The sequence below is a fragment of the Cupriavidus sp. GW822-FHT02D05 genome (assembly GCF_058802485.1).
The window spans coordinates 65,166-79,569 of the sequence record NZ_JBXAOE010000019.1; the positions used below are offsets into that span (position 1 = coordinate 65,166).

The following is a 14,404-nucleotide window of genomic DNA, read 5'->3' on the forward strand; positions in this document are numbered from 1 at the left end:
CGGCGAGGTATCTTGTCGGGGTTGTTGCGCCGTACGACGGTCGGCGTTGACATCGGGTCGTCCAGCGTTAAGGTAGTCGAGCTGTCCGTGGGCAGTGGCAAGAACGACTATCGGCTGGAAAAATGTGCCAGCGAACTGCTGGACCGTAATGCCGTTGCCGATGGCAACGTGGTCAATATCGAAGCCGTTGGCATCGCTCTCAAGCGCGCCCTCGGCAAAGCCGGCATCCGCACCAAGGAGGTGGTGCTCGGCGTGCCTTCGATGCTGACCGAATCGCAGACCGTCAGCCTGCCGGACAACCTGTCCGAGGACGAGCTTTACGTCCAGGTGGAATCCGAGGCGCATCGCCTCTATCCGCCATCGCAGGCCGTCAATTTCGACTTTGCCGTGATCGGCCCCAGCGAAACCGAGGGCGGCATCGGCGTGCGCGTTACCGCGGCAAACAGCGACCGTGTGCAGGAGCGCGTGACCGCTGCCGAAATGGCCGGACTCAAGCCGCTTGTGATGGACGTTGAGGAATACGCGGTGCAGCGCTCCGTGGTGCAGATGCTGGGCGTGTCCGCCGACATCAGCGCCACCGACGCCAAGGAACTGCCCGTGGTGGCCGTGATCCACCTTGGCGGCAGCCGCTCCAAGGCGATCTTCTACCAAGGCTGGAAAGAGCTCTACGAGCAGCCGCTCAACAGCTACGGCGACCAGCTCACCCAGAGCGCGGCGCGCATGTTTACGCTGGACGCGCTCAAGGCCGAGATCAAGAAGCGCAAGAATACGCTGCCCGAAGCCTGGCGCACCCAGTTGCTCAAGCCCTCCCTGGAGGCGCTGGCGGTGGAGGTGCAAGGCGCCGTGCGCAACTTCCTGTCAGCTTCGAGCATCGGCCGGGTCGACGAGATCCTGCTCTCCGGCGGCCATGCTTCGCTGGTCGGCGTGCAAGCCGCGATCGAGCAGCAAACCGAGATCACCACCACGCTGGCCAACCCCTTTGCCAACATGATGACAGCCGTCAAGGTCAACGAGCGCTATCTGCAGCGCGACCTGCCGGCCTACATCGTGAGCGCCGGGCTTGCGCTGCGCGGCCTGCAGTAAGCCAGCGAGGGAAGCCGCATGTCTATCAATTCGATCCCGACAGTCAATCTGCTGCCTTACCACGAGGCCCGCAGGGCCTCGCGGCGCAAGAAGGTCTACGCCCTGCTGGGCGGCGCGGCCGGCGCCGGCGCGCTGGTGGTGCTGCTGGGCGGCATGTACATCGATCACCGGGTCGATGCCGTGTCCAGCCTGAACCAGGTGCTCCTCGCAGAGAACAACCGCATGGACGGGCAGATCCGCGAGGTCAATACGCTGCGCAAGGATATCGAAGGGCTGCTGCAGCGGCAGAAAGCCATCGAGGGCCTGCAGAACGAGCGCAACCGTCCCGTGCAGCTGCTGGAGGAACTGGTGCGCCAGGTGCCCGAAGGCGTGTACCTGACCACCCTCAAGCAGACCGGCGACGCTTTTACCGTGACCGGCATCGCGCAGTCGAACGAGCGTGTGTCGGAGTTGCTGCGCAACCTTAGCCAGGTGCAGTGGCTGGACAAGGCCGAGCTGGGCGAATCCAAGGCCGTGATGATGACCAACAACCTGCGCGAGCAGCGGCGCCTGTTCGATTTCTCCATGCGCTTCGCCTACCGTGCGCCGGAAGCGCCGGAGGACGGCAAGAAGGGCAAGGCCGGCCTCGCCGGCGCGAGTGCGCCAGCAGGCGGAGGGGGCTGACCATGGCACTCAATAGCGAAATCTCGCTCGCCACGCTGAACGATCTCACCGCGCAGTTCCGTGGCCTGAACCTCAATGAGCCGGAAACCTGGCCGGGGGCCCCGCGCGTGCTGTTCGCGGTGCTGGCTGCGGTGCTGGTGCTGCTGCTGGGCTGGCAGTTCTACTGGAGCGGCAAGCTCGAGGATCTCGATCGCCGGCATGCCCAGCAGGACACCCTGAAGCAGTCCTACCTGAGCAAGGTGGCGCAGGTGGCCAACCTGGATGCGCTGCGTAAGCAAAAGGCGGAAGTGGAGCAGCGCGTGGCGCTTGTCGAGCGCCAGTTGCCCAACAAGACCGAGATGGACGCGCTGCTGGCCGATGTCAATCACGCTGGCGTGGCGCGCGGCCTGCAGTTCGAGTTGTTCAAGCCGCAAGCCGCCGTGATCAAGCCTTACTTTGCCGAGATCCCGGTCAACCTGAAGGTTACCGGCCGCTACCACGACGTGGCCCAGTTCAACGCCGATGTTGCTGCGCTCTCGCGCATCGTCTCGATGCAGGGGCTGCAGTTCACCACCGGCAAGGATGGCGGGCTGACGATGGAAGCCACGGCCATGGCCTACCGCGCGCTGGACCCTGACGAACAGGCGGCGCAGCGCAAGGCGGAAGCCGCGGCGGCCAAGACGGCCGCGGGAGCAAAGAAATGATGCCAGCGATCCAGGCTTCGCGCCTGCGTGCCTGCGCTTGCGCGCTGATCGGCGCCGCGCTGTTGGCAGCCTGCGGGGGCAGCGAGGAAGACGGCCTGCGCCAGTGGATGGCGCAAGCCCAGGCTGCCAAGGCGCCGCCGCCGGCGCCGCTGCCCGAGCCCAAGCCCTACGTGCCGCGCGACTACGCGGGCCGCAGCGCGCCCGAGCCCTTTGCCCAGAACAAGATCGGCGACCTGAACCGGGTCCTGTCCGAGTCGCCGGAATCCGGCCGCCGGCGCGAGCCGCTGGAGGATTTCCCACTGGAGAACTTCAAGATGCTGGGCGCCATGAAGAAGAGCGGCGAGACCTACGGCGTCGTGCAGGTAGATAACAAGATCCACCACGTCAAGGTGGGGCAGTATCTCGGCCAGAACTACGGCCGGGTGGTCCGCATCAACGATCAGGAGATCGTGTTGCGCGAATTGGTCCGGGAAGGGGTAGCCGAGTGGAAAGAGAAAATGACCAGCCTGAAGCTGGAGGGGTCGGCATGATCATGGGTCGCTGGTACCGGGCGCTTGCGGGCGCCGCAATGATGACGCTGGTATTGGCCGCGCCGGCGGCACTGGCGCAACCGACGCCGGGCAACGCCATCAAGCGCGTCGATGCCACCACGGTGGGCGAGCAGACCGTATTCACGGTCGAGATGCAGGGGCCGCCGGCGCAAAAGCCGGCCGACTTCACCACGCAGAATCCGCCCAAGCTCGCCATCGACTTTCTCGATACCGGCTTCGCGGCCGGGCGGGCGCAATATGACTTCGGCGGCAAGCTGCTCAAGAGCGCCAATGTGGTCCAGATCGGCGATCGCACCCGTGTGATCCTCGACCTGACCCGCGTGGCCAGCTACCGCACCGAGGTGCGCGGCAACCTGTTCGTGGTGCTGCTCGACAATGTCGCCCCGACTGCCCGTGCGGCTGTGCCGACGTTCGCCCCCAGCTCGGCGCAGGCGCCGGCAGTGCCCGCGATGCGGCCGACCGTGCGCAATATCGATTTCCGCCGTGGCCAGGATGGCGCTGGCCGCATCGTGGTGGATCTTTCCTCGCGCGACTCCGGCATCAATATTGCGCAGCAGGGCCAGAACGTGGTGGTCGATTTCCTCAATACATCGCTGCCCGACGGCATGCGCAGGCGCTTTGACGTGACGGATTTCGGCACGCCGGTGCAGGGCATGCGCGCGAGCGACAACAACGGCAGCACCCGCCTGACCATCGAGCCGCGCGGCAACTGGGAGTACAGCTCCTACCAGACCGATACGCAGTTCGTGGTGGAGGTGCGCCCGGTCAAGGAAGATCCGGCCAAGCTGATCAGCGGGGCAGGCTTCCGTGGCGAGCGGCTCTCGCTGAACTTCCAGAACATCGACATCCGCTCGCTGCTGCAGGTGTTTGCCGATTTCACCAACCTCAACATCATCACCAGCGAAAGCGTGCAGGGCAACCTGACGCTGCGCCTGAAGGATGTGCCCTGGGACCAGGCGCTGCAGATCGTGCTCGATGCCAAGGGACTGGCCTCGCGCCGCAACGGCAATGTGCTGTGGGTGGCGCCCAAGGCCGAGCTGGCCACCAAGGAAAAGCTCGAGCTCGAATCACAGCAGCAGATCAATGACCTTGAGCCGATCCGCAGCCAGGTGTTCCAGCTCAACTACCAGCGTGCCGAAGACGTGCGGCGCATGCTGCTCGGGCTGGCCGCGGCGGGTACCACCGGCGGCGCGGGCGCGCTGGGCAGTGTCGCTCCGATTGGCGCGGTGGGCGGCCTGGCCGGCACGACGGGCAGCACCCGCATGCTGTCCAAGCGCGGTTCGCTGACGGCCGATCCCCGTACCAACCAGCTGTTCGTGTCCGATATCGCGACCAAGCTGGAAGAGGTGCAGGGCTTCCTCGGCAAGATCGACATCCCGGTGCGCCAGGTCATCATCGAGGCGCGCATCGTCGAGGCCAACGATACCTTCAGCCGCAACCTCGGCGTGAAGCTGGGCTTTGCCTCCAAGACGGCCGGCGCCGGCTACGGCAACACCTACACCAATGTTGTAAGCCCGGTGACTCAGAACGCCACCTGGGACAACGGCCCGGCGCTTAGCCTGCCGGCGGCGGCGATCAACGGGGTCAACCCGGGCTCGGTCGCGGTCAGCCTGTTCAACAACGCGGCCGGCCGTTTCCTGGCGCTCGAACTGTCCGCGCTGGAAGCGGACGGGCGGGGCAAGATCATCTCCAGCCCGCGCGTGGTCACCGCCAACAATATCAAGGCGCTGATCGAGCAAGGCACGGAGTTGCCCTACCAGGCCGCCACCTCCAGTGGCGCCACCTCGGTGCAGTTCCGCAAGGCCAACCTGAAGCTGGAAGTCACGCCGCAGATCACGCCGGAAGGCAATGTGCTGCTGGATGTCGACGTCAACAAGGACAGCGTGGGCATCCAGACTACCTCGGGTTTCGCCATCGACACCAAGCACGTGCAGACGCAGGTGCTGGTGGAGAACGGTGGCACGGTGGTGATTGGCGGCATCTATAGCCAGACCGAGTCCACCAATGTGAACAAGGTGCCACTGCTGGGGGATATCCCGATCCTCGGCAACCTGTTCAAGGACAACGCCAAGGTCAACAACCGGACCGAGCTGCTGGTGTTCCTGACACCGCGCGTGCTCAACGACAGCGTGTCACTGAAATAGCGCCCGCTCGAGCCGGATGCAGTAGACTGACAGGCCGCATCGTTCCGATGCGGCTTTTTTTATTGTCCAGGCGGGCTAGAGAGATTGGGCGAGGGTGCATGTGGCAGGCGCGCAAGGCGTGTCGCGAGGCGGGTTGCCTTGTGCCGATTGCGCCTCGCCACTTGCCCGGATCGTCCCAACATAAGAAGATGATGCAGTTTTCCACCGCGAGGGCCGGCCAGAGACCCGGCTCCCGCCCGACACGCCAGTGACAGTCACCCGCCCGAACCTTTTCTTTGTCGGCCTGATGGGTGCCGGCAAGACCACCGTCGGCCGCACCGTGGCCCGGCGCCTGAATTACCCGTTCTTCGATTCGGATCATGAACTCGAGGCGCGTTGCGGCGTGCGTATCCCGATCATCTTCGAGCACGAGGGCGAAGCGGGCTTTCGCGACCGCGAGGCGCAGGCGATCGACGAGCTGACCCAGCGCCGCGGCATCGTGCTGGCCACCGGCGGCGGCGCCGTGCTGCGCCCGGAGAATCGCGCGCACCTGAAGGCGCGCGGCACCGTGGTCTACCTGCGCGCCAGCCCGCACGACCTGTGGCTGCGCACCCGCCACGACCGCAATCGCCCGCTGCTGCAGACCGAAGACCCCAAGGGACGGCTGGAAACGCTCTATGGCGAGCGTGACCCGCTTTACCGCGAGGTGGCGGATTTCATCATCGAAACCGGCAAGCCTTCGGTAGCGCAGCTTGCTAATATGGTGTTGATGCAACTTGAAATGGCCGGTTTCACCGTTGCCGCCGAAGAGCCCGAAGGGGCCGACGGCGAGTGCGCGGACAACCTCCCGGCGCAGGACCAGAATCACAATGATCACCCTTGAAGTCAGCCTTGGGGAGCGCAGCTACCCCATCCATATCGGCACCGGCCTGCTCGACCAGACTGAGTTGTTCCGCCCCCATGTGCGTGGCCAGCATGCCGTCATCGTCACCAATGAGACCGTAGGGCCGCTGTACGCCGCCCGCGTCCAGGCTAGCCTGGCGGCGCTCGGCAAGACCGTGCGCACCGTGACCTTGCCCGACGGCGAAGCCTTCAAGCAGTGGGAAACACTCAACCTGATCTTCGACGCGCTGCTCAGCGCGGGCGCCGACCGCAAGACCACGCTGATCGCCCTGGGCGGCGGCGTGGTGGGCGACATGACCGGGTTCGCCGCTGCCTGCTACATGCGCGGCGTGCCGTTCGTGCAGGTGCCCACGACCCTGCTCTCGCAGGTGGATTCGTCGGTGGGCGGCAAGACCGGCATCAATCACCCGCTCGGCAAGAACATGATCGGCGCCTTCCACCAGCCCAATGCGGTGATTGCCGACATCGACACCCTGCGCACGCTGCCGGAGCGCGAACTCGCGGCGGGCCTGGCCGAGGTGATCAAGCACGGCGCCATGGCCGACGCCGGGTATTTCGGCTGGATCGAGCGCAATATCCGCGCGCTCAACGCCTGCGACCCGGACATCATGGCGCTGGCGGTCAAGCGCTCCTGCGAGATCAAGGCCGCGGTGGTGGCCCAGGACGAGCGCGAGGGCGGCCTGCGCGCCATGCTTAATTTTGGCCACACCTTCGGCCACGCGATCGAGGCTGGCATGGGCTACGGCGAGTGGCTGCACGGCGAGGCCGTAGGTTGCGGGATGGTGATGGCGGCGGACCTGTCGCACCGGCTCGGCTTCATCGACACCGAAACGCGCGCGCGCGTGGTGCACCTTATCCGCGCCGCCATGCTGCCGGTGGTCGCGCCGGAACTGGGCACCGACCGCTACATTGAACTGATGAAAGTGGACAAGAAGGCAGAAGCTGGCAGCATCAAGTTCATCCTGCTCAGGAAGCTGGGCGAAGCCTTCATCACCACTGTGCCAGACCCTGACCTGCGCGCTACCTTGCAGCACGCGGTGCTCAGGCCGCCTACCGAGGCGCCGGTCGCCTGACGTGATCGGTTGTGCCTTGCAACGCCAGCCGGGCGGCGCACCGCCACCCGGCCGCACGCCTGACCGGATTGCCGCATGACCGACCTCGAAAGCCATCTCGCTCCCTATGCCGCCCGCTCCGCGCAGACACTTGGGCGGGTGCATGCCGAACCGCCCTCGTCCTCGCGCACGGAATTCCAGCGCGACCGCGACCGCGTCATCCACAGCACGGCCTTCCGGCGGCTCGAGTACAAGACCCAGGTCTTCGTCAATCATGAAGGTGACCTGTTCCGCACCCGGCTCACCCATAGCCTGGAAGTGGCGCAGATCGCCCGCTCCATCGCCCGCAACCTGCGCCTGAACGAGGACCTGGTCGAAGCCATTTCGCTGGCGCACGATCTTGGCCACACGCCCTTCGGCCATGCCGGCCAGGATGCGCTGAACAACTGCATGAAGAACCACGGCGGCTTCGAGCACAACCTGCAGAGCCTGCTGGTGGTGGATGAGCTGGAGGAGCGCTATGGCGGCTTCAACGGGCTCAACCTGACGTTCGAGACCCGTGAGGGCGTGCTCAAGCATTGCTCGCGCGTCAATGCCTCTGCGCTTGGCGAACTGGGCCGGCGTTTTCTGGAGGGAACGCAGCCCTCGCTGGAGGCCCAGCTGGCCAACCTGGCCGACGAGATCGCCTACAACAACCACGATATCGACGACGGCCTGCGCTCGGGGCTGCTCACGCTTGAGCAGATGGACGAAGTGCCGATGTGGGGGCGCCACCGCGCCGAGGCGATGGCGGCATTTCCCGGTATCAACGGGCGGCGCGTGATCAACGAAACCGTGCGCCGGATGATCAACACGCTGATCGTCGACCTGATCGAAACCACCAGCCAGAACATTGCCGCCGCCAATCCGCGCAACATCGAGGCCGTGCGGGCTGCAGGCCCGCTGGTGGCCTTCAGCGCGCCGGTGCGCGAGGAAGCGGCGGCGCTCAAGCGTTTCCTGTTCCGCCATCTCTATCGCCATTACCTGGTGATGCGTATGTCCTCCAAGGCCCAGCGCATCATCACCGACCTGTTCGATGTCTTCATGGCGGATCCGCGCCTGCTGCCGCCGCAGTATCAGGCGGGGCAAGGCCGTGACCCGTCCCGGCTGATCTCGCACTACATCGCCGGCATGACCGACCGCTATGCGATCCGGGAGCACCGCCGCATTTTTGCTGTCGACGAAGGCAGTTAGGCCAGCGCGGCCAGCGGGAAAATTGGGGACGGATCAGGCTGCGGCTACGCTATCATCGGGCATCGCTTCCGTTTAAGCCATCCGAGCGGCAAGCACCTATCGCCGATTCCCTTCGCCCATCATGGCCCGACTTCCTCGTTTCTCTCCGGCTTCGCTGCCGGCACTGGTGTTGCAACGCGGCAACAATCGTCAGCCCGTCTTCCTTGGCACCGACGACTACCTCCACTACCTGGACTGCCTGCGCATGGCCGCGCGGGAGCACGACCTGGCGATCCACGCCTACGCCTTGCGGCCGAATCATGTCCACCTCGTGGCAACCCCCAGGCATGCCGATTCGCTCAGCCTCACCATGCAAGCGGTAGGGCGCCGCTACGCGCGCTATTTCAACCGGGTGGCGGACCGTACCGGCACGCTTTGGGATGGCCGCTTTCGCTCGGCGGTGTTCGATCCCGCTGCCTGGATGCTGCCAGCCATGCAGTACGTGGAGGGCAACGCCGTGCGTGCCGGCGAGGTGATTTCGGCTGAAGGGGATCGCTGGAGCAGCTATCGCCATCACGCCGGCATTGAGGCCAGCCCCTTTGTGAGCGATCACTCTGCGTACTGGGCGCTGGGCAATACGCCGTTCGAGCGCCAATCCAATTACCGTGCCGTCACCGCCGAGGGGCTGTCGTCGATGACCCTGGCCACGCTTCGCAGCCACGCGCATAGCGGCTGGCCTCTGGGTGACGCGGCCTTCCTTGCACAGCTGGAGCGACAGGGCGGGCGGCGCGTGCAGCCGTTGCCCAAGGGCCGCCCGGCGGGCCGGTCCGCAATGGACAGGGAGTCCGAGCCGGACGCGGTCTAGCCTCGGGGCGGGCCTGTGAAGCGCTGCGCGCTCGATCGCGGCGAGATCAATAATGCACATCCCGCGATGCACCATTCTTTATCTGTCCCCAAATAAAGACCATCCCCGTTGTGGTGCGAGGCTTATTATGATCTGACCCCATTTAAAAATTTTGCGGGACGCGTACGATTCTTTTATAGTTCCTCCACCCACATTCATTGTGCGGCGCGTCACGCCTGTGTACGCCGCTGCGGCCCCGCTGTCTCTCTGGTTCCCCGTCCCCGGTTTTCAACCGGCCCCGGTGGAAGAGTGCGGTCCCCGTTCCGGTCTGCCTTGCTGGCTCGCAGCCCTCACCGGAATCAAGCCCGTGGACCAATCGCAATCCCAATCAAAGCAAACGATGGCCCAAGCGCAGGCCGCAGAGTCTGCCGCCGCCGCGCACGCGCCTGCCTCGCGTCCGCAAGCCCAGGGCATGTACGACCCCGCCAATGAAAAAGACGCCTGCGGCGTCGGCATGGTTGCTCATATCAAGGGCAAGAAGAGCCACGAGATCGTCCAGCAAGGCCTGAAGATCCTGGAAAACCTGGATCACCGCGGCGCGGTCGGCGCCGATGCGCTGATGGGCGACGGTGCCGGTATCCTGATCCAGATCCCGGACCAGTTCTATCGCGAAGACATGGCCAAGCAGGGCGTGACCCTGCCGCCGTCCGGCGAGTACGGCGTGGGCATGATCTTCCTGCCGAAGGAGCACGCCTCCCGCCTGGCCTGCGAGCAAGAGCTCGAGCGCACCGTGCGCCTGGAAGGCCAGGTCGTGCTGGGCTGGCGCGATGTGCCGGTGGACGCCGCCATGCCGATGTCGCCGACGGTGCGCACCACCGAGCCGGTGATCCGCCAGATCTTCATTGGTCGCGGCCGCGACATCATGACCACGGACGCGCTGGAACGTAAGCTCTACGTGATCCGCAAGACCGCCAGCCACGCCATCCAGGCGCTCAAGCTCAAGCACGGCAAGGAATACTTCGTGCCGTCGATGTCGGCGCGCACGGTCGTGTACAAGGGCCTGCTGCTGGCAACGCAAGTCGGCGAGTACTACCTGGACCTGCAGGACCCGCGCGCCGTCTCGGCCCTGGCCCTGGTGCACCAGCGCTTCTCCACCAACACCTTTCCGGCCTGGGAACTGGCCCACCCGTACCGCATGGTCGCCCACAACGGCGAAATCAACACGGTCAAGGGCAACGTGAACTGGGTCAACGCACGGACCGGCGCGATCTCGTCGCCGGTGCTGGGCGACGACCTGCCCAAGCTGTGGCCGCTGATCTACCCCGGCCAGTCGGATACCGCATCGTTCGACAACTGCCTCGAACTGTTGACGATGGCGGGCTACCCGCTCGTCCACGCGATGATGATGATGATCCCGGAAGCCTGGGAACAGCACACCATGATGGACGACAACCGCCGTGCCTTCTACGAATACCACGCCGCCATGATGGAGCCGTGGGACGGCCCCGCCGCGATCTGCTTCACCGATGGCCGCCAGATCGGCGCCACGCTGGACCGTAACGGCCTGCGCCCGGCACGTTTCTACGTGACCGAGGACGACATCGTGGTGCTGGCTTCGGAAGCCGGCGTGCTGCCGTTCCCCGAGTCGCGCATCGTGCAGAAATGGCGCCTCCAGCCGGGCAAGATGTTCCTGATCGACATGGAGCAAGGCCGCATCATCGACGACAAGGAACTCAAGGACAACCTGGCCAACGCCAAGCCCTACAAGAGCTGGATCGACGCCGTGCGCATCAAGCTCGACGAGCTGGATGCCAAGCCCGAGGACGTGGCTGCCGAGAAGAAGCCGGACGCACGCCTGCTGGATCGCCAGCAAGCCTTCGGCTATACGCAGGAAGACGTCAAGTTCCTGATGGCACCGATGGCGCTGGCCGGCGAGGAAGCCACCGGCTCGATGGGCAATGACAGCCCGCTGGCCGTGCTGTCGTCCAAGAACAAGACGCTGTACCACTACTTCAAGCAGCTGTTCGCCCAGGTCACCAACCCGCCGATCGACCCGATCCGCGAGAACATGGTGATGTCGCTGGTGTCCTTCATCGGACCCAAGCCCAACCTGCTCGAGCTGAACAACATCAACCCGCCGATGCGCCTCGAAGTGTCCCAGCCCGTGCTGGACTTCAAGGACATCGCCAAGATCCGCAATATCGAGCACTACACAGGCGGTAAGTTCCGTTCGTATGAACTGAACATCTGCTACCCGCAGGCATGGGGCAAGGAAGGCATCGAAGCCCGCCTGGCCTCGCTGTGCGCGGAAGCCGTGGATGCCGTGCGCTCGGGCTACAACATCCTGATCGTGTCGGACCGCCGCGTCGATGCGGAGCACGTGGCCATCCCCGCGCTGCTGGCAACGTCCGCCATCCACCACCACCTGGTGGACAAGGGCCTGCGTACCTCGGCCGGCCTGGTGGTGGAAACCGGCACGGCGCGCGAGGTGCATCACTTCGCGCTGCTGGCCGGCTACGGCGCCGAAGCCGTGCACCCGTACCTGGCGATGGAAACGCTGGCCGACATGGCACAAGGCCTGTCCGGCGACCTGTCGCCCGAGAAGGCGGTCAAGAACTTCGTCAAGGCGATCGGCAAGGGCCTGCAGAAGGTGATGTCCAAGATGGGCATCTCCACCTACATGTCGTACACCGGTGCGCAGATCTTCGAAGCCATTGGCTTGTCGCGCGAGCTGGTGCAGAAGTACTTCCATGGCACCGCAACGAATGTCGAAGGCATCGGCATCTTCGAGGTGGCCGAGGAAGCGCTGCGCCTGCACCAGGACGCCTTCGGCGACAACCCGGTGCTGGACAACATGCTGGATACTGGCGGCGAGTACGCCTACCGCGTTCGCGGCGAAGCGCATATGTGGACCCCGGACTCGGTGGCCAAGCTGCAGCACGCCGTGCGCGCCGACGACGGCAAGGGCGCGTACCAGACGTACAAGGAATACGCCAACATCATCAACGACCAGAGCCGCCGTCACATGACGCTGCGCGGCCTGTTCGAGTTCAAGGTCGATCCGACCCGCGCCATTGCGCTGGAAGAAGTGGAACCGGCCAAGGAGATCGTCAAGCGCTTTGCCACCGGCGCCATGTCGCTGGGCTCGATTTCCACCGAAGCCCACGCCACGCTGGCCGTCGCGATGAACCGCATCGGCGGCAAGTCCAACACCGGTGAAGGCGGCGAGGACGCGAACCGCTACCGCAACGAGCTGCGCGGCATCCCCATCAAGCAAGGCGACACGCTGCAGGGCCTGCTGGGCACCGAAGCCGTGGTGCGCGACCAGGAACTGCAGGCTGGCGACTCGCTGCGCTCGAAGATCAAGCAGGTGGCCTCGGGCCGTTTCGGCGTGACCGCCGAATACCTGGCGTCCGCCGACCAGATCCAGATCAAGATGGCACAGGGCGCCAAGCCCGGCGAAGGTGGCCAGCTGCCCGGCCACAAGGTCTCGGACTACATCGGCAAGCTGCGTTACTCGGTGCCGGGTGTGGGCCTGATCTCGCCGCCTCCACACCATGACATCTACTCGATCGAAGATCTGGCGCAGCTGATCCACGACCTGAAGAACGTCAATCCGGCCTCCGATATCTCGGTCAAGCTCGTGTCCGAAGTGGGCGTGGGCACTGTGGCCGCGGGCGTGGCCAAGGCCAAGGCCGATCACGTGGTGATCGCCGGCCATGACGGCGGCACCGGCGCATCGCCGCTGTCGTCGATCAAGCACGCCGGCACGCCGTGGGAGCTGGGCCTGGCCGAGACGCAGCAGACGCTGATGCTCAACGGCTTGCGCAACCGTATCCGCGTGCAGGCCGACGGCCAGATGAAGACCGGCCGCGACGTCGTCATCGGCGCGCTGCTGGGCGCCGACGAGTTCGGCTTCGCTACCGCACCACTGGTGGCCGAAGGCTGCATCATGATGCGCAAGTGCCACCTGAACACCTGCCCGGTGGGCGTGGCGACGCAGGATCCGGCGCTGCGCGCGAAATTCCAGGGCAAGCCAGAGCACGTGGTGAACTTCTTCTTCTTCATCGCCGAAGAAGCCCGCGAGATCATGGCGCAACTGGGCATCCGCACGTTCGACGAGCTGATCGGCCGCGCCGATCTGCTCGACACCAAGCCCGGCATCGAGCACTGGAAGGCGCGCGGCCTTGATTTCACCCGCGTGTTCTACCAGGCACCGTTCCCCGCCGAGGTGCCGCGCTTCCATACCGACGTGCAGGACCACGGCCTGTCGCTGGAAGCCGGCAAGGCGCTGGACCACGTGCTGATCGCCAAGGCTCGCCTGGCCATCGACAAGGGTGAGCGCGTGTCGTTCATCCAGCCGGTGAAGAACGTCAACCGTACCGTCGGTGCGATGCTCTCGGGCGTGGTGGCCAAGCAGTACGGCCATGAAGGCCTGCCTGACGACACCATCCACATCCAGTTGCAAGGCACCGCCGGCCAGTCCTTCGGCGCGTTCCTGGCGCACGGCGTCACGCTGGACCTGGTGGGCGACGGCAACGACTACGTGGGTAAGGGCCTGTCCGGCGGACGCGTGATCGTGCGCGCTCCGCATGAGTTCCGCGGCGACCCGACACGCAACATCATCGTGGGCAACACCGTGCTGTACGGCGCGATTGCCGGTGAAGCCTTCTTCAACGGCGTGGCAGGCGAGCGCTTCGCGGTGCGCAACTCCGGCGCGGCCGCGGTGGTGGAAGGCACGGGCGACCATGGCTGCGAGTACATGACCGGCGGCACCGTGGTGGTGCTGGGCGGCACCGGGCGCAATTTCGCGGCCGGCATGTCGGGCGGCATGGCCTATGTCTATGACGAGGACGGCCTGTTCGACAAGCGCTGCAACACCTCGATGGTGGCACTGGAAACGGTGCTGGCCGCGGCAGACCAGGAGAAGGGCCAGTCGCCCGCTTCCTGGCACAAGATGGGCGGCCAGCGCCAGCTTGACGAAGTCATCCTCAAGGGCTTGATCGAGCAGCATTTCCGCTTCACGGGCTCAGAGCGCGCCAAAGCATTGCTGGCCGACTGGACCACGGCACGCCGCAAGTTCGTCAAGGTCTTCCCGACCGAGTACAAGCGCGCACTGGGCGAGATGTACGCCAAGGAGCAGGAAGCGAAAGACAGCGACCGGGAAGCCATCGCCGCCTGAGCCCCAAGGGCAGGGCAGCGAGCCCGACCAAGCATGAGCGCTGTCGCGGATTCGCGCCGGCCTCACAAGATACTGACCTCACAGCGGGGCCGGCGCATGCGCCGGTGC

Annotated in this window: 10 protein-coding genes; all 10 read left to right on the forward strand. The window is 65.4% G+C overall.

The features are described 5' to 3' along the window. Nucleotides 1-12 precede the first annotated feature (12 nt). The 10 genes from pilM to AC1RQK_RS24490 all read left to right on the forward strand — a co-directional run bounded on the left by pilM (nucleotide 13) and on the right by AC1RQK_RS24490 (nucleotide 14,296). Entirely contained in the window at nucleotides 13-1,083 is a 1,071-nt protein-coding gene (gene pilM / locus AC1RQK_RS24445; RefSeq protein WP_492373451.1) for a type IV pilus assembly protein PilM, read from the forward strand. An 18-nt stretch (nucleotides 1,084-1,101) separates the two neighbouring features. Then, nucleotides 1,102-1,746, forward strand: a complete 645-nt coding sequence (locus tag AC1RQK_RS24450; RefSeq protein ID WP_492373452.1) for a PilN domain-containing protein — start codon at nucleotides 1,102-1,104, stop codon at nucleotides 1,744-1,746. 2 nt (nucleotides 1,747-1,748) lie between these two features. Next, nucleotides 1,749-2,429 carry a type IV pilus inner membrane component PilO gene (locus AC1RQK_RS24455; protein WP_492373453.1) on the forward strand — a complete coding sequence of 227 codons (681 nt, stop codon included), beginning with the start codon at nucleotides 1,749-1,751 and terminating at the stop codon, nucleotides 2,427-2,429. Continuing rightward, nucleotides 2,429-2,959 (forward strand): pilus assembly protein PilP, encoded by a 531-nt coding sequence (locus AC1RQK_RS24460; RefSeq protein ID WP_236702062.1) that lies wholly within the window; start codon nucleotides 2,429-2,431, stop codon nucleotides 2,957-2,959. The genes AC1RQK_RS24455 and AC1RQK_RS24460 overlap by 1 nt, the downstream gene beginning before the upstream one ends. Continuing rightward, nucleotides 2,956-5,124, forward strand: a complete 2,169-nt coding sequence (locus AC1RQK_RS24465) for a type IV pilus secretin PilQ (RefSeq protein WP_492811593.1) — start codon at nucleotides 2,956-2,958, stop codon at nucleotides 5,122-5,124. Before AC1RQK_RS24460 ends, AC1RQK_RS24465 begins: the two co-directional genes overlap by 4 nt. Before the next feature lie 247 nt (nucleotides 5,125-5,371). Beyond that, on the forward strand, nucleotides 5,372-5,986 hold the full coding sequence (locus tag AC1RQK_RS24470; protein WP_043350282.1) for a shikimate kinase: 615 nt from the start codon (nucleotides 5,372-5,374) through the stop codon (nucleotides 5,984-5,986). Then, entirely contained in the window at nucleotides 5,973-7,079 is a 1,107-nt protein-coding gene (aroB, locus tag AC1RQK_RS24475) for a 3-dehydroquinate synthase (protein ID WP_150985724.1), read from the forward strand. Before AC1RQK_RS24470 ends, aroB begins: the two co-directional genes overlap by 14 nt. Before the next feature lie 75 nt (nucleotides 7,080-7,154). Further along, entirely contained in the window at nucleotides 7,155-8,291 is a 1,137-nt protein-coding gene (locus AC1RQK_RS24480; protein WP_492373455.1) for a deoxyguanosinetriphosphate triphosphohydrolase, read from the forward strand. Between the two features lie 121 nt (nucleotides 8,292-8,412). After that, nucleotides 8,413-9,135 carry a transposase gene (locus AC1RQK_RS24485; RefSeq protein ID WP_492373456.1) on the forward strand — a complete coding sequence of 241 codons (723 nt, stop codon included), beginning with the start codon at nucleotides 8,413-8,415 and terminating at the stop codon, nucleotides 9,133-9,135. A 379-nt stretch (nucleotides 9,136-9,514) separates the two neighbouring features. Beyond that, the gene (locus AC1RQK_RS24490) at nucleotides 9,515-14,296 is read left to right on the forward strand and encodes a glutamate synthase-related protein (RefSeq protein WP_492811596.1); all 4,782 of its coding nucleotides are present in this window, start codon (nucleotides 9,515-9,517) and stop codon (nucleotides 14,294-14,296) included. Nucleotides 14,297-14,404 lie beyond the last annotated feature (108 nt).

Coding starts and splice junctions, on each gene's coding strand:
- AC1RQK_RS24480 (WP_492373455.1), top strand. CDS start 7,155: ATGACCGACCTCGAAAGCCATCTCGCTCCCTATGCCGCCCGCTCCGCG.
- AC1RQK_RS24485 (WP_492373456.1), top strand. CDS start 8,413: ATGGCCCGACTTCCTCGTTTCTCTCCGGCTTCGCTGCCGGCACTGGTG.
- AC1RQK_RS24455 (WP_492373453.1), top strand. CDS start 1,749: ATGGCACTCAATAGCGAAATCTCGCTCGCCACGCTGAACGATCTCACC.
- AC1RQK_RS24465 (WP_492811593.1), top strand. CDS start 2,956: ATGATCATGGGTCGCTGGTACCGGGCGCTTGCGGGCGCCGCAATGATG.
- aroB (WP_150985724.1), top strand. CDS start 5,973: ATGATCACCCTTGAAGTCAGCCTTGGGGAGCGCAGCTACCCCATCCAT.
- AC1RQK_RS24450 (WP_492373452.1), top strand. CDS start 1,102: ATGTCTATCAATTCGATCCCGACAGTCAATCTGCTGCCTTACCACGAG.
- AC1RQK_RS24460 (WP_236702062.1), top strand. CDS start 2,429: ATGCCAGCGATCCAGGCTTCGCGCCTGCGTGCCTGCGCTTGCGCGCTG.
- AC1RQK_RS24490 (WP_492811596.1), top strand. CDS start 9,515: ATGGCCCAAGCGCAGGCCGCAGAGTCTGCCGCCGCCGCGCACGCGCCT.